We start from the raw sequence: 26,117 nt of genomic DNA on the forward strand, positions 1-26,117 counted from the left end.
CTGCGGTGACCCAGACCTCCGAGACCACGCGTGTCCGCGAGGTGCTTGCCGAGGCGGTGAGCGCGCTCGGCGGTGTCGAGCGCCCCGGGCAGGTCGCGATGGCGGAGGCCGTCGCGCAGGCGCTGGAGGAGCAGGAGCACCTCCTCGTCCAGGCCGGCACCGGCACCGGCAAGTCGCTCGGCTACCTCGTGCCGTCGCTGCTCCACCGCGACCGGGTGGTCGTGGCGACCGCGACGCTCGCGCTGCAGCACCAGCTCGTCGAGCGCGACATCCCGCGGCTGATGGACGCGATCGGTCACCACCGTGACATCGACACGTCGTTCGCGGTGCTGAAGGGGCGCTCCAACTACGCCTGCCTCCACCGCATCCGCGAGGGCGTGCCCGACGAGCAGGGCGTGCTGGTCGAGGCGCCGCTCGGTGAGCTCGGCAAGCAGGTCCTCGAGCTGCGTGAGTGGGCTGAGGACGAGGCGAAGAACGGTCTGAGCGGCGAGCGCGACAACGCCCCGCGCCACACCGAGCGGGTCTGGCGGCAGGTCAGCGTCAGCGCGCGCGAGTGCCTCGGCAAGGCGAAGTGTGCCTTCGGCGAGGAGTGCTTCGCCGAGCAGGCGAAGGAGAAGGCTGCCCAGTCGCAGCTCGTCATCACCAACCACAGCCTCCTCGCGATCGACGCGATCGAGGGCATCCCGATGATCCCGGAGTACGACGCGGTCGTCATCGACGAGGCCCACGAGCTCGTGGCCCGGGTGACCCAGGCGGCGTCCTCCGAGCTGGCGCCCGGCGACGTCGAGCGGGCCGGCCGGCGCGCTGCGCGCCAGGTCGACGGGCGCGAGGCCGACGAGCTGCTCGACGCGGCCGAGGCGCTCTCCGACGCGATCGCCGGCGTCCACCCGGGCCGCATCGAGCGGATGCCGGTCGACCTGGCCGACGCCCTCGCGCTGGTGCGTGACGCGGCGCGCGCGTGCGTCTCGGCGTTCCCGAAGGAGAAGGGGGGCGACGACGCTGACGCGGCCAAGACGCAGGCCAAGGCGATGGTCGGCGACGTGCTGGCGGTCGCCGAGCGCATGGCCGCGGACCTGGAGTCCGACGTCCTGTGGCGCAACGACCGGCTCCCGCAGCACGGCGGTCCGCAGCTCTGCCTGGCGCCGCTGCAGGTCTGGGGACAGATCCGCGACAAGCTGCTCGCCGACAAGACCGTGGTCTTCACCTCCGCGACGCTCATGCTGGGCGGCGACTTCGGCGTCGTCGCCTCCTCACTGGGCCTGAAGCCGACCGAGCGCGTTGCCGACGGTGACTCCGCGCCGGCGCGCGGTGACGGCGTACAGCCGTGGCGGGGGTTCGACGTCGGCTCGCCGTTCGACTACGCCCGGCAGGGCATCCTGTACGTCGCGCGCCACCTGCCGCAGCCCGGTCGCGACGGCCTGGTGAAGGCGACCCTCGACGAGATCGTCGAGCTGATCGACGCTGCCGACGGCCGCACGCTCGGCCTCTTCTCCTCCAAGCGCGCCGCGGAGGCCGCTGCGGAGGAGGTCCGCACGCGACTGCCGCACCTGACGACGCTCGCCCAGGGCGATGCGCAGCTGCCGGAGCTCGCGAAGCAGTTCGTGGAGGACCCCCACACGGTCCTCTTCGGCACGCTCTCGCTGTGGCAGGGGCTCGACGTCCCGGGCGACACCTGCACGCTCGTGCTCATCGACCGGATCCCGTTCCCGCGTCCCGACGACCCGCTCATGTCCGCGCGCCAGAAGGCCGCTGATCGCGCGGGTGCGAACGGCTTCATGTCCGTCGCCGCCACCCATGCCGCGCTGCTGATGGCGCAGGGTGCCGGCCGCCTGATCCGCACCTCGTCGGACCGCGGCGTCGTCGCCGTCCTCGACCCCCGCCTGGCCACCGCCCGCTATGGCGGCTTCCTGCGCGCCTCCCTGCCTCCGATGTGGCCCACGGTCGACCCGCAGATGGTGAGGGGAGCGCTGAAGCGCCTCGCCGGCAACTAGCGGCCGAGATGTGACTGGTCGTGCGCCGGTCGCCGCCTCATGCCTTGATGCCACGCCTGCCTGTGGACGACGGACTTCCCCGAACTGGCTGGCGCGTCCTACGGTTCTGCTGCGCGCTCGTCCTTGTGGGCGCGGCTTCTCGGGAACCAAGGACGGCCCTCATGGCTCTGCATCGACTGACCGCACTCGCACTGACGGGCGTCCTCGCCCTCGGCGCCTCCGGCTGCGGCGGTGACTCGCCTTCGCCCACGCCCGGTACGTCGTCGGCGGCTGCCTCGCCGACTCCGACTTCGTCCGGGCCTGCTGCGCCGGTGCTGCCGAAGGCGGCGATCACGAAGACCGCAAACGGAGCCGAGGCCTTCACCAAGTATTGGTTCGCCTTGGTCACGTATGCAATGCGCTCAGGAGATACGAAGGACCTCAGGCGCAGCGCGGCGCCCGAGTGCCGTGGTTGCAACGCCCTCATAGGGAGCGTCAGCCGCGTTTACGCCGACGGCCATCACATCAGCGGGGGCGGATGGCTTGTTGAGGAGATCGCGCGAGATACCCGCGTCGTGATGCCCTACGAGCGCTTTGCGGTGTCGGTCCAGCAGCCTAGGTCAGAGTTTGTGGACGAGCACGGAAAGGTTCTTTCGCGAGGCCATCGGGAGCGTTTTGTCCTAGCGTTCAGCGTTCTCTGGCGTAACGGACGCTGGCTCGCCTACGAGTCGGTGCTAACCAAGTGAGCCGGCAGTTGGGGGCACGCCTGGCCTCGACGGCCTTGGCGCTCATTGTCTGCGTCGTTGGAGGTGGGGCGGCCTCTGCCACTCACGACGGCACCGACGTTTCCCCGGCGCCGAATGGATTCGCGGTCCTCCAAGAGGTAAATCATGGCGGCCAGAAGACGCCGGGCGCCCCGCCGCACCGTGGGGGCTCAAAGTCTGAAGTTGCGTCTGCGCCGTGGACGCTCACGTGCGAGACGGGACATCTGCTGGACTGCATCGACGCACCGATGTGTAAGCAGGCCAATGGTGAGGTGCTGATCTTCTGGGACGGAAGCGTCCACCCCGGCCTCGGAGCGGTGCAGGCATGCCCGCAGTCGGCGAAGAACGGCGTCGACATCGGTGCCCTGGTGCTCCGGGCGTTTCGACGCGTCCCGCTGCCCGCGCCGGCGCTGAGTATCCAGCCGCCCAACGGCAAGACCCTGGTCGGTCTCGAGACGATCTTCTCGACGCAGGCGGAGCCGTTCACGAAGACACTGACGCTGCTGGGCCGCAAGGTGACGTTGAAGATCGAGCCGAGCAGCTTCGTCTGGCACCACGGTGATGGCACGAGTCAGACGACGGACTGGGCGGGGAAGGCGTGGGACCACGACTCTCCGGATATCGACGGCTACCTGACGCACGTCTACGAGCACACCGGTGCGGTGCGTCCGAGTGTGGAGGTGACCTGGTCGGCGCAGTTCCGGGTGGGTGGGGGAGCGTGGCGTCCGGTCAACGGCACAGTGACCCGCACCGGCGCTCCGGTGCCGCTGCAGATCCTGGAGGGCCAGCCGGTGCTCAATTCGTATTGAGCCGGGCAGCCGACTCAATCGAGATTGAGCTCGCCTGCCGCACTCCGCGTCCACTCCACCGCGCGCCCGCCGTACGCCGCAAAGCGCGCGCCGTCAGGTCAGCGGTTGTCGCGCGAGAAGTGGTGGCGGTCCTGGAGTGAGTGCCAGTTGCCGCCCCACTCCCAACCGACCTTGGCGAAGGCTCCGATCGCGGCCGGCGTGAGCATCCCGGGCCGGACCCAGCTGCGGTCCAGGTAGGAGCCGGCAAGCTCCGGCAGGAGCAGGTCGCCCTTCGTGTACGGGTTCTGGAACTCGTTGACGTCGACCGCGAGGCCGTAGGCGTGCTGGCTGAACGTCGAGGACCCGACCGTCGGACGGCAGACGAAGGCGGAGGTGTTGTTGCCGTCGCCCGTCGGCGGAGCGTCGAGCTCGTCGCGCCGCGTCACCCGCATCTCCTCGATGGGGAAGCGCTGGTCCCACAGGTCGTGGAAGGCGCTGACCATGTCGTCGACGACGGTCCGGTTCACGAGCAGCTCACCCGTGTGGCGGGCCCCGTCGAAGCCGCGGAAGGTCAGCCGGATCCACGACAGGTCGGTTGCCTTCACCGGGCAGCCGGGCCGCCAGGTCGAGCGCGCGATCACCCTCGCCGGCGCGGGCGTCACAACCGCCGAGGCGAAGCCCGTGCCCGGCAGCATCGCCACCGTGTCCGGCAGCGTGAACCGCCGCACCCGCAGCTCCGGCGGCGTCGGCTTCCGTACGCCGAACCCGTCGCTCGTCTCCGGCAGCGGCCGCTTGCCGAGCCAGGTCGGAGGCACCGTGCCCAGCGGAGCCCGGGAGACGGAGGGCGTCGGCGACGCAGCCATCGAACTCGCTGCAGCCGCAGCGGACGAGGCCAGCCCGCCCGGACCGTCGGTGCCCGACCCCGGCCCTCCCGAAGCGGTCGGCGACGCAGTCCGCGATGGCGACACGGACGCCCCGCTCGCCCCGCCACCGGTGTCGCATGCGCCCAGCGCCAGCACCGAGAGCGCGAGAGCGGCAAGGCAGCCGGCGCTGCGGCGTACGGGGGAGGAGGTCATGAACGCAATCGTGCCCCGCCGCAGAGCACGGCGGGGCACGACGGTGGAGATTTCAGACGCGGCGCAGGACGGCGGTGACGATGCCGAGGATGGAGGCGTGGGTGCCGTCGATCGGGTCGTAGGCGTCGTTGTGCGGCATCAGCCAGACCTGGCCGTCCTTCTTCTTGAAGGTCTTGACCGTGGCCTCGCCGTCGAGGAGCGCCGCGACCATGTCGCCGTTGTTGGCGGTCGGCTGCTGGCGGATCACGACGTAGTCGCCCGAGCAGATCGCGGCGTCGATCATCGAGTCGCCGGAGACCTCGAGCAGGAAGAGGGTGCCGTCGCCGACCAGGCTCTTCGGCAGCGGGAACACGTCCTCCACGCGCTCCTCGGCCAGGATCGGGCCACCGGCGGCGATGCGGCCCACGAGCGGGATGTACGTCGCGGCGGGCATCGAGTCGCCGATGCCGGTCTCGTCGTACGTCGTCTCCTCGGCGGCGCCGATCGACCGGCGGGCGGCGAGCACCTCGGGCAGGAAGACCTCGATCGCGCGCGGACGGTTGGGGTCGCGCTTGATGAACCCCTTCTGCTCCAGCACCTTCAGCTGGTGGGAGACCGAGCTCGAGGAGGTGAGGCCGACGGCGTCGCCGATCTCGCGCATCGAGGGCGGGTAGCCCCGGGTCTCGAGGGCGTCGCGGATGACGTTGAGGATCCGCTGCTGGCGCGGGGTCAGGCCGGTCGCGTCCGGAGGGCCGTCGGGGAGCTCGGAGACCTTGCGGGGAGGAGTCGCCATCGTCTGCGCCTTTGCGTCGGTGGATCAGGTGAGTTCAACGTAGTGCGATCGCAGACGTTGTTCAAACACCTGTTCGAACGTGTCGCGAAGATTTTCAGTGCCGCACTGGCCGGGAAATGGAAGGCGGGGCGGGAGGCTGCCTTCCCTTGCAGCTCCCGCCCCGCGTCTTCCCCATCCCGCGCGCCGGGGTCGAGGCGACGCGCGGGAATCTGGGCCGGCCACCCACCAGTGGTGGCCGGCAGTCTGTGTCAGCCAGCCGGGACGAAGAGCTCCTGGCCGGCGTAGAGCATCGCGCTGTCGAGCGCGTTGAGCTTCTCGATCGCGTCGACCGTGGCGCGCACGTCGCCGCCGTCGGAGTGGGCCGAGGCGATCTGCCACAGCGTCTGGCCGGGCGCCACGACGATGCGCTCGGTCGCGCCCGGGGTGCCGCCGGTCTCGGTGGAGGCGCTGGAGCCGCCCATGACCACGAAGGCGATGACGAAGACGGCCAGGAGTGCACCCAGGAAGAGGACGAGGCGGCCGCGACGGGTCAGCCGGAGCTGGCCGGCGGGGGCGGCGACGCGCGCCGGGCGAACCGGGCGGATGTCGAACGTGGGGGCGAAGCTGATCGTGCTCATCTGGACCTCCGGGGAAGAGTCGGTCGGGGTGACGAGCGAATGTCTAGTCGCGGCCCCCGACAGAACCGGGGGAACGGTGCTGGCGGGAGATCGATCAGACGTTCGATCGAACACATGCTCGAAGTTAGATCATGTGTTCGAACGACGCAAGGCCTTGTTCGAAAAACTTTTCGAGGCCTGCGTCACGCAGCGTCAGCGAGCTGCGCGGCGTCCACCGGCGGGCCGGGCGGACTCCTCGGGGGAGCCGGCCGGTGGGTTGACGATGCCGACGACGGTCAGCAGGCGCACGCCGAGCATGAGGCCGGCGAAGAGGCACGAGGCAGCGCCGACGCAGGCGAGAACAAGGAACAGCCAGGCGGCGTTGTTGCCCGAGCGGGCGGTTGCGCCGAAGTCGATCGCGGCCCAGACGAGGTATCCCCAGGCGACGACGGCGAAGGTGACGCCGACGGCGTAGATGGCCACGTGGCGGTCGGCTGAACGCGGGGGACGGGCGCTGCGGGGAGCCTTGCGGCTGCCAGCGTGCTTTGCCCCGGATGTCACGCACGGATTCTGTCACGGCGCGACACGCGCGACACGCGGACCCGGATTTTTCCGACCGGAAACCGGCTCTTCCGTGCTGACCTGCGGTTTTGCGACAGGGGCCACATCCGATGCGTCAGATGCCGATCTTGCGCGGAAATGCAAGGTTGCGGCCCTGGGGGTCGCGACGTACGGTTACCACTACATCTAGTAGTTACACCGTTGTGGTTTTCCACATGTAGTCAACAGATGTGAGCCGCGCCTCAACAGAACGCGGCGAGTTATCCACAGGCCAGACCCGCGAAAGGAGCCGAGTCGTGCACTGTCCTCACTGCCGCAACACCGACACCCGCGTGCTCGACTCCCGCGTGGCCGACGACGGCAGCGCCATCCGCCGGCGCCGGGTCTGCCCGGCTTGCGACCGTCGCTTCTCCACGGTCGAGCAGATGCAGCTCATGGTCTCCAAGCGCTCCGGCGCGACGGAGCCGTTCAACCGCGACAAGGCGATCAGCGGCGTGCGCAAGGCGTGCAAGGGCCGCCCCGTCACCGAGGACCAGCTCGCCCGCCTCGGCCAGGACGTCGAGGACGCCCTGCGCTGCAGCGGCCAGGCGGAGCTCCCGGCCCACGAGGTCGGCCTGGCCATCCTCGGCCCGCTCCGCGCGCTCGACGAGGTGGCCTACCTCCGCTTCGCCAGCGTCTACCGCGCCTTCGAGTCCGCCGACGACTTCGCCAAGGAGATCGACGCGCTGCGCCTCGAGCGCGAGGCCGCCGCCGCGGCGTACGACGAGAAGAAGGACCTCACCCACACCGGGTGACCACAGACCGGCCCGGCACCGAGTGGGGAAGCTTCGTGTCGGGCCTCCATGCAACAACAGCACCATCAGCAACACACGGCACCAGAGCACAGCAGCACCAGCAGCACCCAGCAGGGCATCAGGCCGCACATCAGGGGAAATGGAGAGACGATGACCGAGACGGTTTCCGCCGCACAGCAGGCGACGGGGAAGGGACTGAAGATGGAGCGCGTCTTCAGCACCGAGGGCGTCCACCCGTACGACGCGATCACGTGGGAGCGTCGCGACGTCGTCCAGACCAACTGGAAGACCGGCGAGACCGTCTTCGAGCAGCGCGGCGTGGAGTTCCCGGACTTCTGGTCCGTCAACGCCTCGACGATCGTCACCACGAAGTACTTCCGTGGTGCCGTCGGCGCCCCGGACCGCGAGCAGAGCCTCAAGCAGCTCATCGACCGTGTCGTCGGCAAGTACGTCGCGGGCGGCCGTGACAACGGCTACTTCGCCACCGAGGCCGACGTGAAGGTCTTCGAGGACGAGCTGACCTGGCTGCTGGTCAACCAGTACTTCTCCTTCAACTCCCCGGTCTGGTTCAACGTCGGCACGACCGCTCCCCAGCAGGTCTCCGCGTGCTTCATCCTCGCCGTTGACGACTCGATGGACTCGATCCTCAACTGGTACAAGGAGGAGGGCTTCATCTTCAAGGGCGGCTCCGGCGCCGGCCTCAACCTCTCCCGCATCCGCTCCTCCAAGGAGCTGCTGAAGTCCGGCGGCACCGCCTCGGGCCCGGTCTCCTTCATGCGCGGCGCCGACGCGTCCGCCGGCACCATCAAGTCGGGCGGCGCCACGCGTCGTGCGGCCAAGATGGTCGTCCTCGACGTCGACCACCCGGACATCGAGGAGTTCGTCGAGACGAAGTGGCGCGAGGAGGACAAGATCCGCGCCCTCCGCGACGCCGGCTTCGACATGGACCTCGGCGGCAAGGACATCACCTCCGTCCAGTACCAGAACGCCAACAACTCGGTCCGCGTCTCCGATGAGTTCATGAAGGCCGTCGAGGCGGGCACCGACTTCGGCCTGAAGTCGCGCACCACCGGCGAGGTCATCGAGCGCGTCGATGCCCGCGGCCTCTTCCGCAAGATCTCCGAGGCCGCCTGGGCCTGTGCCGACCCCGGCCTGCAGTACGACGACACGATCAACGACTGGCACACCAACCCCGAGACCGGCCGCATCACCGCGTCCAACCCCTGCTCGGAGTACATGTCGCTCGACAACTCGTCCTGCAACCTGGCGTCGCTCAACCTGCTCAAGTTCCTCAAGGACGACGACACCTTCGACGCCCCGCTCTTCGCGAAGGCCGTCGAGGTCATCATCACCGCGATGGACATCTCCATCTGCTTCGCCGACTTCCCGACCGAGGCGATCGGCAAGACCACCGTCGACTACCGCCAGCTCGGCATCGGCTACGCCAACCTCGGCGCGCTGCTGATGGCGATGGGCCTCGGCTACGACTCCGACGGTGGCCGCGCGATGGCCGCGACCATCACGTCGCTCATGACCGGCACGTCGTACAAGCGCTCGGCTGAGCTCGCCGCGATCGTCGGCCCGTACGCCGGCTACGCCCGCAACGCCGACGCCCACAAGCGCGTCATGCGCAAGCACCAGGCCGCCAACGACCAGGTGCGCACGCTGCACATCGCCGACGCCGAGGTGCACAAGCTCGCGACGCAGGCGTGGGCCGACGTCCAGAAGCTCGGCGAGGCCAACGGCTTCCGCAACGCGCAGGCCTCCGTGCTCGCGCCGACCGGCACCATCGGCTTCATGATGGACTGCGACACGACCGGCATCGAGCCGGACTTCTCGCTGGTCAAGTTCAAGAAGCTCGTCGGCGGCGGCTCGATGCAGATCGTCAACCAGACGATCCCGCGCGCGCTGAAGAAGCTCGGCTACCAGCCGGAGCAGGTCGAGGCGATCGTCGCCTACATCGCCGAGCACGGCCACGTCATCGACGCGCCGGGCCTGAAGACCGAGCACTACGAGGTCTTCGACACCGCGATGGGTGCCCGCTCGCTGAAGCCGATGGGCCACGTCAACATGATGGCCGCCTGCCAGCCGTTCCTCTCGGGCGCGATCTCGAAGACCGTCAACCTGCCGGAGACGGCGACGGTCGAGGAGATCGAGGACATCTACCTCCAGTCCTGGAAGCTCGGCCTCAAGGCGACCGCGGTCTACCGCGACAACTGCAAGGTCGGCCAGCCGCTGGCCGACGGTGGCGGCAAGGCCAAGAAGGACGCCGCCGACAAGGCTGCGGCCGAGGCCGAGGTCGTCGAGAAGATCGTGGAGAAGGTCGTCTACGCCCCGACCCGCAAGCGCCTCCCGAAGTCCCGCGTCTCGCGCACCACGTCGTTCACCGTCGGCGGTGCCGAGGGCTACATGACGTCGGGTGCCCACGAGGACGGCTCGCTCGGCGAGGTCTTCCTCAAGCTCGGCAAGCAGGGCTCGACCCTGGCCGGCGTGATGGACGCCTTCTCGATCGCCACCTCGATCGGCCTCCAGTACGGCGTGCCGCTCGAGACCTACGTCGCGAAGTTCACCAACCTCCGCTTCGAGCCGGCCGGTCTGACCGACGACGCCGACGTCCGCATGGCGCAGTCGATCATGGACTACATCTTCCGCCGCCTGGCCCTGGACTACCTCGACTTCGACGCCCGCTCCGCGCTGGGCATCTACTCGGCCGAGGAGCGCCAGCGCCACCTCGAGACCGGCTCCTACGAGCCCCTCGAGCTCTCCGAGGCGGAGTCGCTGAAGACCGTCCACGAGCCCGAGGCGGCCCCGGTCGCCAAGACCGAGCCGGTCGAGGCCGAGGTCGTCGAGGAGGCCGCTCCCGAGCGCGCCGCCAAGACCTCCGCCGAGCTGCTGGAGATCATCACCGGTACGGCGGTCGACAGCCCGCTCTGCTTCACCTGCGGCACCAAGATGCGCCCCGCCGGCTCGTGCTACGTGTGCGAGGGCTGCGGCAGCACCTCCGGCTGCAGCTGATTTAGCTGGGCAACTTAGAGGTACGACGAGGGGCCGGTCACCGCAAGGTGGCCGGCCCCTCGTCTGCGTGCAGGGATATTGCAAGCAATCCCTGCGCAACACGAAGCAGATCGCGGAGACCTTCGGCCCGCTCGCGCCGTCCCGCATGTACGCCCGTGGCGGAGATGGTGTCGCGGTCCGCTTCGTTCCGTGCTCCGCCGACGACGCGCTGTCTCGCGCTGACGACGTCGTCGACGAGTTCATCGACGAGGGCTGGGTGCCCGGCAACATCGCGCTCGTAACCACCGGCAAGAGGCATCCGATCCAGGAGGACCTCGCCGAGCGCCACGGCCAGTCGGGCTACTGGGCGACGTACTGGGATCCCGACGAGCCGTTCTACGGCCACGTCCTCGGGTGCAAGGGCCTCGAGCGCAAGGCCGTCGTGCTCTGCGTCAACGAGGACCCGCCGCGCGACCGCGCGATGGAGCGGCTGTACGTCGGCATGTCCCGCGCGACCGACGAGCTGGTGGTCGTGGGTGACCCTGCAGTGATCCGTCAGATGGGCGGTCCTGACGTGGCGAAGCGGCTCGGCATCTAGCCGAGGTTGCGGAAGCCGAGGATCCGACGCATCTCGGCAAGTTCCTCCTCGACCTCGCGGTCAGACCGGCGCTCCGCCCGGCGCGAGAGCAGCAGCCAGGCCACGGTTGCAAGCGTGAGCAGCACGATCGTGGCGGCCATGAACTCGAAGGCGTGCATGCTGCTGCTCGTCGCGCGCTGGCCCGGAAGCCACGTGTTCGCGCCGAAGAACCCGACGATGAGGGTCGGGATCAGGAACACGGCGGCGAGCACCTCGACGGTCTGCTGGTTGCGCTCGTGGGTCTTGCGGGCCGCTTGCTCGATCTCGCCGTGCAGCATGTGGAACGAGGAGCGAAGCGTGTCCGACAGCTTGCCGCCGGCTTCGAGTGCCCGGTCGATCCGGTTGTCGATGCTGTGACAGAGGGCGACGTCGGAGGCGGGGACGAGCCATGCCTTGTTGATGTCCTGACGCAGGCCGGGCGGGTTGAGCGGCGTCAGCCAACGACGCAGGAGCGCGATGGATCCCCAGAGCTGCGCCACCGGCTGCCGCTCCGTGCGGCGACCGACGAACAGGCTGATCTCCCAGGCCTCGAGCCACTCGCGCAGCTTGCGCATGGTCGGCACGTACGTGAGCGCGAGCTCCTCGACCACGAGTAGTCCAAGGTCGGCGGCGTTGCGGCGGGCCGTCCCGGCATCGGTCGACCACCTCTCGCGCACGGCGCGCAGCGACGCCTCGGCCCCAGTCGACGGCTCGCGTCCGACGAGGTCGATCCCGCTGTAGACGGACCGCCCGTGCCAGCAGGTCAGCAGCCAGCCGGGGCCGGCGACCATCTCGACGGGCTGCATCACGATCAGGCCGGGCCGTTCGAAGTCATCGCGATCCTCGGCAGGCTGGAGGCTGCGCGTCTCGAGCGCGAACGTCGAGACCTTTCGCAGCGTGAAGCCGGTGGAGGACACGTAGTCATGGGTGCCCGGGATCGAATCGGGCGCAAGCAGGTCGGCAAGGACCTCGAGCGTGAGACCAGGACAAAGGCCCTCAACCTGGGGGAGCATCGCTTCTGCCCGTTCCGGCGTGCCCGAAGCGGCGCTGACGTCGATCCAGGCCAACGACCGACCGGACGAGGCATCCACTCCGTTGCACGTGACCGAGCCGTCGGAGTGCCACCACGTGACAGTGAACTCGTCCCCGCTCGGGTCGCCGTCGGTCACTGCAGGACTGCCCACGCGATCAGCTTGTCGAGGCGGCGGATGTCGATCTTCTTGTTCAGCTTGATCTTGATGTGGCCGGCCTTGGTCCACATCTCCATCTCCGCGTCACGGTCGAGCATGCCGCCGGCGTTCTCCGACGACCACATGTCGATCGACTTGTAGGGCAGCGAGTAGATCTCGACCTTCTTGCCCGTCAGGCCCTGGGCATCGCGCACGATGAGGCGCTTGGTCGTGAAGATCGCGCTGTCGCGGAACGTCTTGTAGGCGGTCACGGCCTGCTCGCCCTCGATGAGCAGGTCCTGTACGTCGCCGGGGATCGGGATCTCCTGCACCAGCGTCCAGGCAGTGATGGCTGCGGTCTCCATGGCCATGGGCTCTTCCTTCGCTCGGGACTCCCACTCTGGTGTCTCCCAGCAGCGGATGTCGGCGAATGGCGCGGTCCGTCGTAGCGGTCTGGACCGCGCGCCGTCAGGGACGGCGACTCCACGTCACACGGACGCAGCCCTCAGGACAGGTCGCCCGGGTCATCCGGTACGTCGACGGAGCACTGCTTCAACGCCTCCAGCGGGAGCACCTCGAGCGCCCGCTCCGAGGTGGCGGCGAGGACGACCGGAGCGGCGACGCCGGCGGCGTACGACTGGAGCCAGCGGACGGCGACGACGCACCAGCGGTCGCCGGGGACGAGGCCGGGGAAGTGCCACTCCGGGCGCGGGGTGATGAGGTCGTTGCCGACCGCGCGCTGGTGCTCGAGGAAGTCGGCGGTCATGACGGCGCACACCGCGTGCAGGCCGGGGTCGTGCGGGCCGCACGCGCAGGAGCCGTCGCGGTGGAAGCCGGTCATCGGGTCGGTGCCGCACTCCTCGAGCACGCCGCCCAGGACGTTGCGTTCCACCGGCAGCTCGAAGCTCATGGGACGAGCCTGCCAGAGGCTGGCCGCGGGCGGCTGCCGGCGCCTACGCGAAGTCGGACTGGATCCGGTGCGCGGCAGGGATGTCAGCGGGCGCCCACTCGAGCAGGTGCAGGCGGCTCGGCGGCTCCCACCGTACGGCGGCGTGCTCGGTCAGCACCGGCTCCCCGTCGAGCACCGTGCAGTAGAAGGTCGTCAGCGTGATGACGCCGAAGTCGTAGGCGTGGGTGGTCGTCGCGACCTCGGGGCCGACCTGCACGCGGCAGTGGAGCTCCTCTTCGATCTCGCGCACGAGCGCCTCGCGGGGCGCCTCGCCGGGCTCGATCTTGCCGCCGGGGAACTCCCACAGGCCCGCCATCGGGCCGGGGCCGCGCTGGGCGCAGAGGACCAGGCCGTCGCGGATGACGACGGCGCCGACGACGTCGATCTGCTTCGTCGTCGGGCTGGCCTCCATGGGCGCAGAGCCTACGGGCACTGGGCCCACGGGCAGGCGCGGCACAGGATCGCCGTCAGTGGCACGGGATGTTGCCGAGCCGGGCGAGGCCCTCGCGGTCGCCGGGGCCCCAGGTGGTCAGGCCGGTGTTCTCCTTGAACATCAGCTCGCTGCGCGACTTCACGTGCGCGAGGCCGACGACGTGGCCGAACTCGTGGTCCACGACGGCCTGGGCGTCCTCGTCCCGGTGGGCGTCGAGGATGTCCCGGAACGCTTCGGCGTCGAGGACGACCACGCCGGTCACGTACTGCCCGTGCCCGTTGAAGCGGACCATCGTGCTGCCGCCGACGCCGGCGACGTGGCCCTCGAGGTCGTGGTCCTCCGCGGCGGTGCTCCAGCCGACGATCACGGGCTGGCGGCCGGTGGTCGTCGTACGGCTGAGGAAGCGGCGCGAGGTGGTGGGGTCGGTGAGCTCGAAGTCCAGGCCGGACGCCTCGTGGATGTGCTGGATCGCGGTCCTGACGAGCTGCTCGGTGTCCAGCGGCTCACCGGCCGGGTTGATCTCGACGCGGATCGGCGTGCACGGGTTGTAGCCGACGGGGTCTCCGTTGGCCTGCACCTGTTCGAACCTGAAACTGCCGCCCGTCGAGGTGATCGCCGGGGCGTGGTCGTTGCGCCGGTTGCGCAGGCCGGCGTTGATCAGGAGCCCGCACACGACGACGAGCGACAGCAGGAAGACCGTGCCCGCGCGCCAGTCCCGTCGTCGTCTGGTCCGCGCCCGCGGTGAGGGCGGCAGGGCGCCGAGTCCGTACTGCGCGTCGAGCCGGTCGAGCTCCTCGAGGCGCCGCATCATCTGTCGTGCGCGCCGGCGGCGGCCGAGGGCGCCGGGACGCAGGGGCATGGGTCGAGTGTCCCACCGCCGAGGCTGCGCGGGCGTCGCCCGTGTGGGTGCCTGGCCTAGCCCGGGGCGGGTCAGACAGGAGCAGCCTCAGTCGTTCGCGCGCTCGGCTTCCACCTGCGAGATGAACCAGGCAGCGACAGCGGCCGTGATCGACCCGATCAGCGCAATGCCGACGAGCATGAGCGCGACGGCGACGAACCGGCCCTCGGTGGTGACGGGGTAGCGGTCGCCGTAGCCCACGGTGGCGACCGTGGTCGCAGCCCACCAGAGGGCATCGCCGATCGTGCGGATGTTGGCGCCCGGGGCGTCGTGCTCGGCATCGAGCATGGCGAGCGCGCCGAGGCCGACGGCGGCGATCGCGGTGCCGACTACGTACAGGGTGGTCCGTCCGACGAGGGTGCGCGTCGCCGAGCGGGACAGGATCCGGGCGAGAGCGAGGAGACGCAGGAGGCGGAGCGGCCGGAGCAGCGGTACGGCGATGAGCGCGACGTCGTACCAGCGGCTGATGGCGTACTGGCGACGGTCCTCCGCCAGCCACAGCCGAGCGGCGAAGTCGAGGGCGAAGACCGCCCACACGGTCCACGAGACGGCAGTGAGAAAGCTGGTCACGTCCGGGTCGAGGCGAGGGTCGAGGATCGGCCAGGCGTAGGCGACGAGGAAGGCGAGGGCGAGGCCGATGAGGGGGATCTCCCAGATGCGTTCCCAGCGTTCGAGGGTCATGGTCCGGAGGCTAGGACCGTGGCTGGGCAAAGGAAGACGTTACACCGTGGAGGGTCGTCATTTCGCGGTAGCGTCAGCGCGCTCTGCGGCTTGTGCCGCACATACAACTCATTGGGGGACCCATGGCTGAGCTCACCGCTCCTGTCACCTACGCCGCTCCGGTCGGCAAGATCCGCAGCACCGGCACCGCGATCCTGCTGACCATCGTCACGATCGGCATCTACCCGCTGTTCTGGTACTTCGGCGTCCACTCGGACATGAAGCGCGCCACCAAGACCGGCCTCGGCGGCGGCGTCGCGCTGCTGCTCGCGTTCTTCGTCGGCTTCGTCATGCCGTTCGTGACCGCGTCCGAGGTCGGCAACCTCTACAAGGCCCGCGGCCAGGCTGCTCCGGTCAGCGGCCTCACCGGCTTCTGGATCCTGCTCCCGCTGGCGGGTCCGATCGTCTGGTTCGTCAAGGTCAACGGCGCGCTCAACGCCTACTGGCGCTCGGCCGCCTGACGTACGCCGCGACGCCCCGGACCACCGCTGGTCCGGGGCGTCCGTGCATTTCTCGCCTTGCTAGTCCTTCCGGGCCATCTCACGCGATAGTGCGGACGCGGCCCACGCCGCGCGACAGGATCAGCGCATGCACGGAGATCCGCTGAGTCGATGAAGGACTCCACCTTCGTCGCCGGGGGAGTGCTGGTGGCGGCGCTGATCGGCTACTCCGCGCTGCATCAGCCGGCGAGCACGGTCGCCGCGCCCGAGCGACCTGCGGCCAGCGCTTCCACGCAGCCCTCAATCTGGATTGAGCCGACGCCCACTCCCAGCACCACGCCGACTCACCCCACCTCGCCGTACGCCGCGAAGCTGGCCGGGCTCACCGTGGCGCCGCGGGTCCACCGCACCGACTACGACCGCGACGCGTTCGGGTCCTCGTGGCGCGACACCGACCACAACGGCTGCAACCAGCGCGACGACGTGCTCGTGCGCGACGCGATCCCGGGCTCGGTGACGGTCGGCCGGCAGGGGAGCTGTGACCACGACGTGCTGGCGGGGTCCTGGCTCGATCCCTACACCGGGCGCCGGATCGACCTGACGGATGCGAAGGCTCCCGACCAGGCGCAGGCGGTGCAGATCGACCACGTCGTACCGCTGTCGGAGGCATGGTCCTCGGGCGCGTGGCGCTGGCCGGCGGAGCGGCGCGCGGAGTTCGCCAACGACCTCGGCGAGCTGCTCGCGGTCGACGGGCCGACCAACGCGAGCAAGGGCGACGACGACCCGGCGGCCTGGCGTCCGCGGAAGGCCTACCAGTGCACGTACGCGCGGCGCTGGATCACCGTGAAGGCCGCGTGGCATCTCGACGTCGACGCCAGCGAGCGACGAGCGCTCGAGGAGATGCTCGGCTTCTGCTGACGCACGACCCAGCCGCCCGACACGGAGGTAGTCCCTTCGGGTCATTCAGCTGGAAAGGCCGCGTCGCCAGAGGTGCATGGGGGTTGTCTGGAGCGAGTTGATTGCCATCCCCAAGGAGCCCCCATGATCAAGCGCACGGCGCTCGCCGCTGCTGTCCTCTCGCTTGCCGCCCCGGCCGCGCTGCTCAGCACCGCGGGCTCGGCGGAGGCGACTACTTACTACCGCTCGTGCACGGTGCTCGCGCACGACTTCCACCACGGCGTCGCCAAGTCGGCCGCCGCGGCACAGCGCCAGGTCAACCAGGGCTACGGTCGCCCGGCGTACGGCACCCACGCGCGGGCGGTCTACTGGGAGAACTACAAGCGCCTCGACCGCGACCGGGATGGCACGGCGTGCGAGCGCTGACCGGGCGGGCGTTGTGAACGGCGCCTTCTGGACCCGCGCCAAGGTCGGTACGGCGAGTGGCGTGCTGGGCCTCGCGCTCGGCGCCGGTCTCGGGGCAGCCGGGCAGCCGACGGTGGATGCGAAGAACCCGGACGTGAAGGCGCTGGTCAGCGCAGGCGTGGACAAGAAGACCGCGACCCTCGACGACCAGGTCGCCGAGCTGCGCGACCAGCTCGACAAGGCCAACGCCGACGCCGAAGTGGCGGCCGCCGAGGCCGACCATCAGCTCGCCGCCGTGAAGGCCCACGCGAAGGCCGCGGCGCGCAAGGCGGCCGCTGCCGCGGCGAAGGCGAAGGCCGAGGCCGTGCGCAAGGCGGCCGCCGCGGAGCGCGCCAAGGCGAAGCCGGCACCGGCGTACGGGCTGACGGGGTCGGGGAGCAGCGGTTCGTCCGGGGGCGGCTCCGATCCGCTCTTCGACACCTGCGCCGAGGCCAACGCCCACGGCTACGGCAGCTATCGCGAGGGCTCGGACCCGGAGTACAGCCACTACCAGGACCGCGACCACGACGGCGTCGTCTGCGAGTGACGCCGGCCCCGACGTACGCCGAGCTGGCTACGAGGGCGGCGGCGAGAGCTCGTCGAGGAGAGCACTGATCCGCTCGCCCGAGCGACGGGCGCCGGTGATCAGCTCCTCCAGCGATGCGTCCTCGGCAACCGCGGGCTCGGTCTCGAGCAGCTCGACGCTGGCGAGCAGCGCGGTGAGCGGGTTGCGGATGTCGTGGTTCACCTGGTTGACGAACGCCGTGAGCCGCGCCCGCGTGCGCGCCAGCTCGCGGGCCTGGGCGCGCAGCTCGAGGATGTCGACGACGCGTTCGGCGAACAGCGCGAGGGTCTCCGGCGACGCGAGGCCGTCGGCGTGCGGGACGTCGTCGAAGACGCAGAGCCTGCCGATGGGCACACCGCGCAGGGTCACGAGCGGGGCGGAGGCGTAGAACCGCACCTCGCCGATCTCGCCGGTCACGAACGGGTTGGTCGCGAAGCGGGCGTCGCTGCTGGCATCGGCCACCACGACGGGGTCCGGCTCCGCGAGCACGGCGGCGCACATCGAGTCGCCGCGCGAGCAGATCCCCGGGTCGAAGCCGTACGCCGCCACCTGGTGCTGGCGGTCGGCGCTGATCAGGTTGATCGCGACCTTGGGTACGCCGAGCACCCGGGCCGCGAGCGCGACGAGCTCCTGCAGGTCAGCGCCGCTCGGAGCGAGGGCGTTGAGGCGGTCGAGCTCGGCCTCGCGGTCAGCGCCGGCGGAGCCGCTCATCACGGCATACCGTCGAACCGGAAGCCCACGCCACGGACAGTCGTGATCAGGCCACCCAGTCCGGCGGACTCGAGCTTCTGGCGCAGTCGCGCCATGGTCACGTCGAGGGTCTTGGTGGAGCCGAACCAGTTCTCGTCCCACACCGCGTCCATCAGCGCCTCGCGGGTCAGGACGGTGCCGCGGGAGCCCCAGAGCTGCGCGAGCAGGTCGAACTCCTTCTCGGTCAGCGCCAGCTCGCCCTCACGCGCCCAGGCACGGCGCGCGTCGCGGTCGACGCGGAGCCCGTGCACCGAGGGCGCCGAGGCCACGGAGGCCGAAGGTGCCGCACCCCGCGACGTACGCCGGAGGAGGGCGCGGGTGCGCGCCTGCAGCTCCGCCAGGCCGAACGGCTTGGCGAGGTAGTCGTCGGCCCCGACGTCGAGGCCGTCGACGCGATCGAGCTCGGAGGAACGCGCAGTCAGCATCAGCACGCCCCCGTCGTACCCGTTCTCGCGCAGTTGACGACACACCTCGAGGCCGTCGATGTCCGGGAGCCCGAGGTCGAGCAGGACCAGGTCGATGCCGCCCTCAGCGACGCGCGCGAGCCCGTCGGCGCCGAGCGCGACGCGCGAGACCTCGTGGCCTTCCCTGGAGAGCGCACGCAGCAGCGGGGCGGCGACGTCGTCGTCCTCCATCACGAGCAGGCGGGCAGGCACGTCCAGAAGCATAGGGAAACCGGTCAGAAGTCACGGTCGATTGCTCCGGTCTCGGTGACCGGCGTGATCGCACAGGCGTGGCCGGTGGTCGAGGTGGCGGTGGCGGAGGGCGTCCAGACCATCGACGACGGGTTGCCGCCGCGGGCACCGGTGCCGCTCGCGACCGTGCCCACCGTGACGGTCACGACGGTCGCAGGAGCCCCGTTGACGGTCGTCGCGGTCGCCGTCAGCGTCGCGTTGAACGTCTCGGTCTTGCTGGTCTTCACGTACTCCTGCTTCATGTTCACCGACCCCAGGGGCAGCACGGTGCCGCTGCGCAGCACGTCGAGCGTGTCGCCGGTGTTGCCCAGGCCGAGCAGGTTGCCGTCACGGGCGCGGAGCTGCACGGCGAGCGAGCCGCCGGTCCAGCCGGCGCTGATGCTGGTCGTCTGGAGGGTGCCGCCGTAGGTCAGCAGCAGCTGGTCGCCGGCGTCGATCTTGCCGGCCGTGGCGCCGCCGTTGACGGACTGCACGTCGAGCGCCCGGAACGGGCTGTTGTCGACGCGGCGTCCGGTCACCAGCGCGGAGATCGTGGTGGCGGCGCGGCCGTCGAGTGCCACGGCGCGCAGGTCGTAGAGCCCGTCGGCGACGGCCGTGGTGTCCCACGAGCAGGAGTACGGCGCGGTCGTGTCGGTGCAGAGGTCGGTCCAGGTGCCGGTGCCGGCGGGGGAGCGCTGGATCCGCACGTTGACGATGCCGCCGGTCGAGGAGGCGGTCGCGGCGACCGTCACCGTGCCGGTCAGGTACGAGCCGGGGTCCTCGACCGAGACCGAGGTGACGGTGTTGTCGACGACCCGGCTCGAGATCGCCGCGGAGGTCGCGGTGTTGCCGGCGAGGTCGGCGGCGACGGCACGGAACGAGTAGGTGCCGTCGGCGACCGCGGTGCTCGTCCAGCGGCACGTCGCGGTGTCGCCCGCCACGCACGCGGTGGTCCAGGTCGAGCTGCCGGACACGGCGTACTGGAAGGTGACGGAGGTGAGGCCCGAGCCGGAGTCGGAGGCGGTGGCGGCGAGCGTCACGGTGCCGCGCAGCGGCGTGCCCGGGTCGGTCATGGTGACCGTGGGGGCGACGTTGTCGACGGTGACGTCGGTCCACACCGCGGAGGTGTAGGTGGTCACGCCGACGACGGCGACGGCGCGCAGGTCGTAGTCCTGGCTGGTGACGGCGGTCGTCGCCCAGCTGCAGGACAGCGCGGTGCCGACCCCGCTGCAGGCGGTGCGCCAGTTGTCGGCGCCGGCGGCGGAGTAGTCGATGCGCAGGGTCAGCGAGAGCAGGCCGGCGTTGTAGACGTGGGCGCTCAGGGGGACCGTGCCGCGCAGGGTGTCGCCCGGGTTGTCGAGGACGACGAGCAGGTTGTTCGCGACGACGACGCTGACGGTGGACCACGTCGAGACCAGGCCGGAGCCGTCGGTCGCGCGGGAGCGGAGCGCCCAGCTGCCGTCGGCGACAGCGGTGGTGTTCCAGCTGCAGCTGTACGGCGCGGTGGTGTCGGTGCAGAGCGTGGACCACGAGCCGCCCGCGGGGAGGCCCTCGAAGGTGACCGAGGCGATGCCGGACTCGCCGTCGGAGGCTGAGGCGGTGAGAGTGACGGTGCCCTTCAGGGGCGAGCCGGGGTCGGCAAGCGTGGCGGTCGGGGCGGTCCAGTCGGCCGCCGCGCGCACCGCGGCGGTCGCGCTCGAGGCCGCGACGTACGTCGCCCCGGAGGTCGCCGGCATCGCGAACGTGCCCAGCAGGCCTGCGACGAGCAGGGCCAGCAGCAGCACGATGCGGTTCACGACAGGGCCTCCGGGATGGTGCGACGGGTGGGTGTGATCGGGTCAGGTGAGAGGTGCGGAGGGGGTGCCCTGCGGTGCGGCGGTCCCCACACTTCCGAGGGACCGCCGCACCGNACGCCGAGGAGGAGGCGGCGTGCCTGCGGATCGGCCAGGGCGATGAGCGGCCACCCGACGTACGGGACGTGGAAGGTCATCCGGTTGACCGTCGGTTGCACGAGCTCGAAGCGCCACGGGTCCGGATCGGGGTTCGCGTCGCCCTGCGTGTGCAGGACGCGACGGCCATCGGGCGAGGTGCCGATGGAGATGATCCGGTGGGTCACCAGGGAGTGGGTGGGCGCGTCGGCGGGCGGCTGGTAGGTGATCACGTCACCCACGGCCAGGGTGTCGACGGGGACCTCCCGCTCGAAGACGACGGAGTACTTGTCCACCGTGCCGGTCATCGAGCCGCCGGTGATGACGTAGCGGTCGAAGCCGAGGAGGGCCGGCACGACCAGCACGAGGCCGAGGGCGAGGCCGAGGAGGAGGGCGGCCTTGCCCAGCCAGCCCAGCGGGCGGGCGACGGCGTCGCGGAGGATGCGGTACTGCGTCATCGAGGGCTCCTGGTGAGGGCCCGGAGGGGCGGGTCGAAGCTCTCGCCGCCCCTCCGGGAGGAGGGCTTACTGGTTGGTGGTGGTGCCGTCGAGCTGCGTGGCGTCCCAGCGGTAGACCGCGGAGGCGGTCTTGCCCTGGTCCGCGTTCGGGGCGTTCTGGTCGAGCTTCACCGTGAACTTGTACTGGTGGGCCTCGGCCTTGGCGAAGGTGCCGAGCTGCGTCGCGGTGCCGTCGACGAGACCGCCGAACGTGCCGTCGTACACGGGGGTCGCGGAGGCACCGGCGGTGACGTCGGTGATGGTGAGCGTCAGGTCGGCGGCGGCGAAGCCGTTGGCCGAGCTGACCTCGGTGAGGCTGAACTTCGCGGGAAGGGAGCCCGTGTTGGTCAGCGTCAGCGTGCCGTTGAGGACGTCGCCCGGCTTCATGTCGACGAGGTTGAAGATCGCCGCGCCGTCCTTGCTGTTGGTCTGCGTCAGCGTGCCGGAGGTGACGGCGCTGATGGTGTTGCCGGTCTGCGACGTGAACGTCGCGCCGGAGCCGACCGCGATCGCGCCGGCTGCGGCGAGCGTCGCGAGGGGGACGAGGATCTTGGTGCGGTTGCTGGTCATGTGGGGGTCTTCCTCCCGGTCTGGAGCGCTCCCTGCGCTTGTTCCCCCACGCTAGGAAGTGGCGCTCCACGGGGTTCCCACCCGTTTTCCACGCCCGGGAAACAGTTCGGCAACAAGGGGTTCCGGGTCGAAAGCAGGGCACCCCAGCACCTGCGACCAGTTCCGGCGTCGAAGTGACAGCGCTCACAGCCACCCGTCACAATCGCACTCATGGAATTACTGGCCCCGTGGCTCTGGGCTCGCTATCGCGCCCACTACGCGGGGTTGTTGATCTTCCAGCTGCTCTTCTGGCCGATCGGCGTCATCGGCATCGGCATGCTCGCGTGGGCGATCGCGCTCCACCGCTCGTTCGGCGACTTCCTCCTGGTCAGCGGCGTCTTCGTGGTGGTCACCGAGACCTGCGGCGCGATCGCGCTGCTGGCCTCCACGCGCCAGGCGCGACCGCTGCTCAACCGCTGGGGACGCGGCGACCAGAGTGACCCGCGCGGCACCCGGGCGGCGCTGGCCCACCTCGACCAGGTGCCCCTCATCTGGGGACTGGCCGGCGGCCTGCCGATGGCCCTCGTCGCGCCGTACCTCGGCAACGCGGTGGGCCTGTCCTGGCCGGTCAACGTGGCGATGGGCGTCTCGGCACCCGCGCTCGTCGTCGGCAGCGGGGTGCTCGGCTCGGTGATCACCGAGGCGGTGCTGTGGCCGGTCCAGGCCGAGCTCGACGCCGTGCTGCGTGACGACCCGCCACGCGAGCCGCGGCGTGCCGTGGCCGGGCGCCTGCTCACGATCATCCTGCTCGGCAGCATCATCGGGTGCTGGGTCACCGCTCTGGTCGTCTCCTATGCCCGCACCGACGCACAGCAGTACGTCCTCGCGCCCGTCGTCGCCCTGCCGTTCGCGATCGGCACCGCGATCGTGCTCGCGCCGTTCGGCGTCGGGCCGGTGATGCGCCCCATCCGCGACCTGCGCGAGGCGACCGAGCGGATCGGTCGCGGCATCCTCGACGTCCGCGTCCCCGTCACCTCCGACGACGAGTTCGGCCAGCTCGCCCGCTCGTTCAACCGCATGCAGTTCGGCCTCCTCGAGCGCGAGCGCCTGCAGAACGCCTTCGGTGCGTACGTCGACCCGATGCTCGCCCAGCGCATGCTCGAGCGTGGGTCCGAGCTCTTCGAGGGCGAGGAGGTCGACGCGACCGTCATGTTCGTCGACGTCGTCGGCTTCACGGCGTTCTCGCAGTCGAACTCCGCCGCCGAGACGGTCGCCCGGCTCAACGAGCTCTTCGGCATCGCGGTGCCGGTGCTGCGCGGCCACGGAGGCCATGCCAACAAGTTCCTCGGCGACGGGCTGCTCGCGGTCTTCGGCGTCCCCGAGGCGCAGGCCGACCACGCCGACCGGGCGGTCGCCGCCGCCACCGAGATCCAGGACGCCGTCCACGCCCGCTTCGGCGACGAGCTCCAGGTCGGCATCGGCATCGCCAGCGGCGCAGTCATCGCCGGCACCGTCGGAGGCGGCGGCAAGCTCGAGTTCACCCTCGTGGGCGACACCGTCAACGTCGCCGCCCGCATCGAGGAGCTGACCCGCCTGACCGGCGACCCGATCCTGATGGCTGACTCGACGGCCCGCGAGCTGACCACCGCCTGGCCGCTCGAGGACCGTGGCGAGCGTGAGCTCCGCGGCCGCGCCGGTGGGGTGGCCCTCCACGCGCTGACCGCGTGGGACCGCGCGGTCACCGAGCTCTGAGCGTCGTCAGTCGCAGAAGTCGCACTGCCCCGACGCGGGCAGCTGGGTGTAGCAGGACGGGCAGAGCTTGATCTCCGGCTCCGGCTTGACCGGCGCCTTGGGAGCAGCGGCGCGCGAGGGGCGCGGGGTCGTCGTACGCGGCGTGGTTGCGCGGGGCGAGCCGGGGACGCGGGTGGCCGCGCGGGAGCCGGCCGGCCGGTCGAGCTCGTACGCCGACGCCACCGTGAAGCCGAGGTCGGTCAGCACCTTGATCCGGTCCTCGCCGATGCCGGTGGCCTCGGGGGTGGTGCCGGTCGCCTTGCCGTGCGCGAACGCGAGCAGCGCGCGGTAGTCGTAGCGCTTGCCGCGCTCGACCAGCACCAGGTCGCCGCGCTCCTCGATGCCGTGCTCGGCGAGGAACTCCTCGGCGCCGCGCTGGTCGTGGATCTTGATCGCGGTGAGGACGTGGATCCGGGTGACCAGGGCGTAGTTCTGCACACGCCAAGGCTAGGGGGCCGGTGGTGGTGCTGACGACCTGGCAGCAGCCCCCGGCCGGTGACAAACCCCACCCGAGGCGGATCAGCCGCGGTGGTGCTCCAGCAGCTCGGCAGCGAGGGCGGGGCCGGCGGCGATCAGGCCGGCCGGCGAGAGCACCTGGGCGTCCTCGCCGGCGACGAGGAGCAGCAGCCCGACGCGGCGTTCGACAGGCGGCAGGAGCTCGAGGTCGAGCGTGGCGGTGAGCTCGTCGTCGGCGACGACCTCGACCCGCTCGGCGTGGAAGTCGGCGGCCCACCGGGCCCGGTGCGGGACCCGCACGCGGACGGTGGTCGTGGCCCGCTGGCGCTCGATCAGGGCGTCGGCCCCGGCCGGCACCTCGAACGTCTCGTCCAGCAGGTCGAGCGAGCGGACGTGTGCGAGCAGGTAGGTGCGGATGCTGCCGTCCGCGCCGACCGGACCAGCGTCGACCTCCCAGCCACGGCGGGTCTGGACGAGGCGCCAGGGCTCGATCACCCGGTCGCGGACGCCGGAGGACCAGGCGTTGGAGTAGGTGATCCGGACCCGCCGGCGCTCGTCGACCGCGGTGCGCAACGGCGCGAGGGCGCCGTGCCACGAGCGTGGGCCGAGCGTGCCCGCCGCGGAGGCACCGACGGTGTCGTCGGAGAGCATCGTCTGCGTGAGGACGTCGACGGCCCCGCGCAGCTCCTCGTTGGAGGGCTCGATCTCCAGCAGCGCCTGCGCGGCGGTGTAGATCAGCGCGAGCTCGGAGGCGTCGAGGTACTCCACGCCCAGCTCGTCACCGGGACGCGCGCTGATCAGCTTCACGATCTCGGCGTCCTCGGGGGAGGCGTCGGAGCCGTCGGCCGCGCAGAAGTCGATGACGTCAGGACGACCCAGGCCGAAGAGCAGCTCCTCGGGCTCGGTGCCGTAGAAGGCGAGCAGGTCGTCGCGGAGCTCGTCGGGGGTCGCGCCGACCGCCTCGGCGAGCGAGCGCAACGGCAGCCCGCCCGGCCGCCCGGCGAGCAGCTCGAAGACCTGGGGGAGCCGGGCGATCCGGCGGACGTAGTGCGGAGGCGCGGCCATCACTCACCTGCCATCGTCGCGAGCTCGGCGAGGAGCTCGTCGCGGAAGTCGGAGGGTCGGTCGACGCGCACGCGCGTGCCGAGCTGGTGGATCCGGGCGCGCATCGCGGCCCGGTGCGTGACGCGGTAGGTCAGGACGGTCTCGCCGCCGTCCTCCGCCACGGACTGCGGCGCGCCGAGCCAGCGGCGTACGTCGTCGGCGTACTCGGTGGGGGAGCGCAGGACGACCTCGGCGGGCTCGTCGACCTCCCACGCGAGCGGGTGGAGGCTCTCCGGCTCGGTGTCGTCGACGGCCACCGCCGTGCCGGGGGCGTCGGCGTCGACCTCGCTCATCCGGCTGACCACGAACCGCTTCACGACCTCGGCGCCGTCCTCGACCGCCCGGAGGTACCACGTGCCCTGCTGGGTGCGGAGCGACACCGGGTGCACGAGCCGGTCGCTGCCGTTGTAGCGGAACCGCAGCCGCGACTTCGTGCGTACGGCGGCGACGACGCGGGTCAGCGTCGGGTCGTCGTCGAGCGACAGCGTCGCCGCGAGCGGCTGGGGCGTCGCGTCGGCAGGCAGGTCCAGCTGGTCGGCGAGGTCGGCCCGGTCGGCGAGCAGCACGGCCCGCCGCAGCGCGGACTGCTGCGCGGGGGTCAGTGCGAGCTTGAGCCGGTTGTCGACCGAGCGCATCGTGAAGACGGCGGGCAGCCCCTTGGCGGAGATGTTCTCGATCCGCCAGCCGAGCCCGCGCAGGTAGTTGAGGTCGCGGTTGACCGCGGTGATCGGGTCCTTCGCGTCCTGCCAGCCCGCCGACCGGGCCAGCACCTCCGCCGGCACGCCGGGCGCCCCGCGGCGCCGGGCGTCGTGCAGCAACGCCATGAAGCCGATGATCCGCTCCATCGCCGGACGCGCGTCGCGCCCACCCTTCGCCCCGCTCGCGTTCGCCCCGGTCACGGCGCCATCCTGTCAGCCGCGCC

At 70.8% G+C, this 26,117-nt stretch carries 29 protein-coding genes; 11 read left to right on the forward strand and 18 right to left on the reverse strand.

Features of this window, described 5'->3' with window-relative positions; genetic code table 11:
* Positions 1–5 precede the first annotated feature (5 nt).
* The 3 genes from IEX47_RS00445 (at position 6) to IEX47_RS00455 (ending at position 3,543) form a co-directional block, all read left to right on the forward strand.
* Positions 6–1,991 (forward strand): ATP-dependent DNA helicase, encoded by a 1,986-nt coding sequence (locus IEX47_RS00445; RefSeq protein ID WP_373289198.1) that lies wholly within the window; start codon positions 6–8, stop codon positions 1,989–1,991.
* Positions 1,992–2,152: 161 nt separating this feature from the next.
* Positions 2,153–2,716, forward strand: a complete 564-nt coding sequence (locus IEX47_RS00450) for a DUF6318 family protein (protein WP_188781843.1) — start codon at positions 2,153–2,155, stop codon at positions 2,714–2,716.
* Positions 2,713–3,543 carry a hypothetical protein gene (locus tag IEX47_RS00455; RefSeq protein WP_188781844.1) on the forward strand — a complete coding sequence of 277 codons (831 nt, stop codon included), beginning with the start codon at positions 2,713–2,715 and terminating at the stop codon, positions 3,541–3,543. Before IEX47_RS00450 ends, IEX47_RS00455 begins: the two co-directional genes overlap by 4 nt.
* Before the next feature lie 98 nt (positions 3,544–3,641).
* Here the strand turns inward: IEX47_RS00455 and IEX47_RS00460 are convergent, their stop codons facing one another.
* The 4 genes from IEX47_RS00460 to IEX47_RS00475 all read right to left on the reverse strand — a co-directional run bounded on the left by IEX47_RS00460 (position 3,642) and on the right by IEX47_RS00475 (position 6,527).
* Positions 3,642–4,598 carry a M15 family metallopeptidase gene (locus IEX47_RS00460; RefSeq protein ID WP_229662510.1) on the reverse strand — a complete coding sequence of 319 codons (957 nt, stop codon included), beginning with the start codon at positions 4,596–4,598 and terminating at the stop codon, positions 3,642–3,644.
* Positions 4,599–4,650: 52 nt separating this feature from the next.
* Complete coding sequence (gene lexA / locus IEX47_RS00465) at positions 4,651–5,370, reverse strand: transcriptional repressor LexA (RefSeq protein ID WP_188781846.1); 720 nt, start codon at positions 5,368–5,370, stop codon at positions 4,651–4,653.
* A gap of 248 nt (positions 5,371–5,618) precedes the next feature.
* Positions 5,619–5,987, reverse strand: coding sequence for a LysM peptidoglycan-binding domain-containing protein (locus tag IEX47_RS00470; RefSeq protein WP_188781848.1), 369 nt, complete (start codon positions 5,985–5,987; stop codon positions 5,619–5,621).
* A 192-nt stretch (positions 5,988–6,179) separates the two neighbouring features.
* Positions 6,180–6,527 (reverse strand): hypothetical protein, encoded by a 348-nt coding sequence (locus IEX47_RS00475; protein WP_188781849.1) that lies wholly within the window; start codon positions 6,525–6,527, stop codon positions 6,180–6,182.
* Between the two features lie 296 nt (positions 6,528–6,823).
* On the opposite strand from IEX47_RS00475, the gene nrdR reads away from it, so the two are divergent.
* The 3 genes from nrdR to IEX47_RS00490 all read left to right on the forward strand — a co-directional run bounded on the left by nrdR (position 6,824) and on the right by IEX47_RS00490 (position 10,913).
* Positions 6,824–7,321: a transcriptional regulator NrdR gene (gene nrdR / locus IEX47_RS00480; protein ID WP_188781851.1), complete on the forward strand. Its 498-nt coding sequence runs from the start codon at positions 6,824–6,826 to the stop codon at positions 7,319–7,321.
* Positions 7,322–7,471: 150 nt separating this feature from the next.
* The gene (locus tag IEX47_RS00485; RefSeq protein ID WP_188781853.1) at positions 7,472–10,336 is read left to right on the forward strand and encodes a vitamin B12-dependent ribonucleotide reductase; all 2,865 of its coding nucleotides are present in this window, start codon (positions 7,472–7,474) and stop codon (positions 10,334–10,336) included.
* A 67-nt stretch (positions 10,337–10,403) separates the two neighbouring features.
* On the forward strand, positions 10,404–10,913 hold the full coding sequence (locus IEX47_RS00490) for an ATP-binding domain-containing protein (protein WP_188781855.1): 510 nt from the start codon (positions 10,404–10,406) through the stop codon (positions 10,911–10,913).
* On the opposite strand, the gene IEX47_RS00495 is transcribed toward IEX47_RS00490, so the two are convergent.
* From IEX47_RS00495 to IEX47_RS00520, 6 genes are all read right to left on the reverse strand, one after another.
* The gene (locus IEX47_RS00495) at positions 10,910–12,190 is read right to left on the reverse strand and encodes a CorA family divalent cation transporter (protein ID WP_188781857.1); all 1,281 of its coding nucleotides are present in this window, start codon (positions 12,188–12,190) and stop codon (positions 10,910–10,912) included. The two genes, IEX47_RS00490 and IEX47_RS00495, sit on opposite strands and share 4 nt — an antisense overlap.
* Positions 12,097–12,471 (reverse strand): PH domain-containing protein, encoded by a 375-nt coding sequence (locus tag IEX47_RS00500; RefSeq protein WP_229662511.1) that lies wholly within the window; start codon positions 12,469–12,471, stop codon positions 12,097–12,099. The genes IEX47_RS00495 and IEX47_RS00500 overlap by 94 nt, the downstream gene beginning before the upstream one ends.
* Positions 12,472–12,605: 134 nt before the next feature.
* Complete coding sequence (locus IEX47_RS00505; protein WP_188781859.1) at positions 12,606–13,010, reverse strand: DUF2237 family protein; 405 nt, start codon at positions 13,008–13,010, stop codon at positions 12,606–12,608.
* Between the two features lie 43 nt (positions 13,011–13,053).
* A complete protein-coding gene (locus IEX47_RS00510; RefSeq protein ID WP_188781860.1) occupies positions 13,054–13,461 on the reverse strand; it encodes a (deoxy)nucleoside triphosphate pyrophosphohydrolase in 408 nt (135 codons plus the stop codon).
* Between the two features lie 55 nt (positions 13,462–13,516).
* Entirely contained in the window at positions 13,517–14,341 is an 825-nt protein-coding gene (locus tag IEX47_RS00515; protein WP_188781862.1) for a matrixin family metalloprotease, read from the reverse strand.
* 87 nt (positions 14,342–14,428) lie between these two features.
* Positions 14,429–15,061 carry a potassium channel family protein gene (locus IEX47_RS00520; protein ID WP_188781864.1) on the reverse strand — a complete coding sequence of 211 codons (633 nt, stop codon included), beginning with the start codon at positions 15,059–15,061 and terminating at the stop codon, positions 14,429–14,431.
* 122 nt (positions 15,062–15,183) lie between these two features.
* Between IEX47_RS00520 and IEX47_RS00525 the strand changes: the two genes are divergently transcribed.
* From IEX47_RS00525 to IEX47_RS00540, 4 genes are all read left to right on the forward strand, one after another.
* A complete protein-coding gene (locus IEX47_RS00525; protein ID WP_229662512.1) occupies positions 15,184–15,561 on the forward strand; it encodes a DUF4234 domain-containing protein in 378 nt (125 codons plus the stop codon).
* A 150-nt stretch (positions 15,562–15,711) separates the two neighbouring features.
* Positions 15,712–16,458: an HNH endonuclease family protein gene (locus tag IEX47_RS00530; protein ID WP_188781866.1), complete on the forward strand. Its 747-nt coding sequence runs from the start codon at positions 15,712–15,714 to the stop codon at positions 16,456–16,458.
* A gap of 123 nt (positions 16,459–16,581) precedes the next feature.
* Positions 16,582–16,863: an excalibur calcium-binding domain-containing protein gene (locus IEX47_RS00535; protein WP_188781867.1), complete on the forward strand. Its 282-nt coding sequence runs from the start codon at positions 16,582–16,584 to the stop codon at positions 16,861–16,863.
* Between the two features lie 13 nt (positions 16,864–16,876).
* Positions 16,877–17,428 carry an excalibur calcium-binding domain-containing protein gene (locus tag IEX47_RS00540; protein ID WP_188781869.1) on the forward strand — a complete coding sequence of 184 codons (552 nt, stop codon included), beginning with the start codon at positions 16,877–16,879 and terminating at the stop codon, positions 17,426–17,428.
* A 27-nt stretch (positions 17,429–17,455) separates the two neighbouring features.
* Here the strand turns inward: IEX47_RS00540 and IEX47_RS00545 are convergent, their stop codons facing one another.
* The 5 genes from IEX47_RS00545 to IEX47_RS00565 all read right to left on the reverse strand — a co-directional run bounded on the left by IEX47_RS00545 (position 17,456) and on the right by IEX47_RS00565 (position 21,865).
* Complete coding sequence (locus IEX47_RS00545) at positions 17,456–18,157, reverse strand: sensor histidine kinase (RefSeq protein ID WP_188781871.1); 702 nt, start codon at positions 18,155–18,157, stop codon at positions 17,456–17,458.
* Complete coding sequence (locus tag IEX47_RS00550) at positions 18,157–18,852, reverse strand: response regulator transcription factor (protein WP_188781873.1); 696 nt, start codon at positions 18,850–18,852, stop codon at positions 18,157–18,159. Before IEX47_RS00550 ends, IEX47_RS00545 begins: the two co-directional genes overlap by 1 nt.
* 23 nt (positions 18,853–18,875) lie before the next feature.
* Entirely contained in the window at positions 18,876–20,666 is a 1,791-nt protein-coding gene (locus tag IEX47_RS00555) for an Ig-like domain-containing protein (protein ID WP_229662513.1), read from the reverse strand.
* Positions 20,663–21,256: a signal peptidase I gene (locus tag IEX47_RS00560; RefSeq protein WP_188781875.1), complete on the reverse strand. Its 594-nt coding sequence runs from the start codon at positions 21,254–21,256 to the stop codon at positions 20,663–20,665. Before IEX47_RS00560 ends, IEX47_RS00555 begins: the two co-directional genes overlap by 4 nt.
* A gap of 66 nt (positions 21,257–21,322) precedes the next feature.
* Positions 21,323–21,865, reverse strand: coding sequence for a hypothetical protein (locus IEX47_RS00565; RefSeq protein ID WP_188781877.1), 543 nt, complete (start codon positions 21,863–21,865; stop codon positions 21,323–21,325).
* A 210-nt stretch (positions 21,866–22,075) separates the two neighbouring features.
* Here IEX47_RS00565 and IEX47_RS00570 point away from each other — a divergent pair, with 210 nt between their 5' ends.
* Positions 22,076–23,596, forward strand: coding sequence for an adenylate/guanylate cyclase domain-containing protein (locus IEX47_RS00570; RefSeq protein ID WP_229662514.1), 1,521 nt, complete (start codon positions 22,076–22,078; stop codon positions 23,594–23,596).
* Positions 23,597–23,602: 6 nt separating this feature from the next.
* Here the strand turns inward: IEX47_RS00570 and IEX47_RS00575 are convergent, their stop codons facing one another.
* The 3 genes from IEX47_RS00575 to IEX47_RS00585 all read right to left on the reverse strand — a co-directional run bounded on the left by IEX47_RS00575 (position 23,603) and on the right by IEX47_RS00585 (position 26,094).
* Positions 23,603–24,073 (reverse strand): ScoMcrA-related endonuclease, encoded by a 471-nt coding sequence (locus tag IEX47_RS00575; protein WP_188781879.1) that lies wholly within the window; start codon positions 24,071–24,073, stop codon positions 23,603–23,605.
* Positions 24,074–24,154: 81 nt separating this feature from the next.
* Positions 24,155–25,156 carry a helix-turn-helix transcriptional regulator gene (locus tag IEX47_RS00580; RefSeq protein WP_188781881.1) on the reverse strand — a complete coding sequence of 334 codons (1,002 nt, stop codon included), beginning with the start codon at positions 25,154–25,156 and terminating at the stop codon, positions 24,155–24,157.
* On the reverse strand, positions 25,156–26,094 hold the full coding sequence (locus tag IEX47_RS00585; protein ID WP_188781883.1) for a WYL domain-containing protein: 939 nt from the start codon (positions 26,092–26,094) through the stop codon (positions 25,156–25,158). Before IEX47_RS00585 ends, IEX47_RS00580 begins: the two co-directional genes overlap by 1 nt.
* Positions 26,095–26,117: the final 23 nt, after the last annotated feature.

The organism is Nocardioides phosphati, assembly GCF_014646375.1.
GTDB classification, from domain to species: Bacteria; Actinomycetota; Actinomycetes; order Propionibacteriales; family Nocardioidaceae; genus Nocardioides; species Nocardioides phosphati.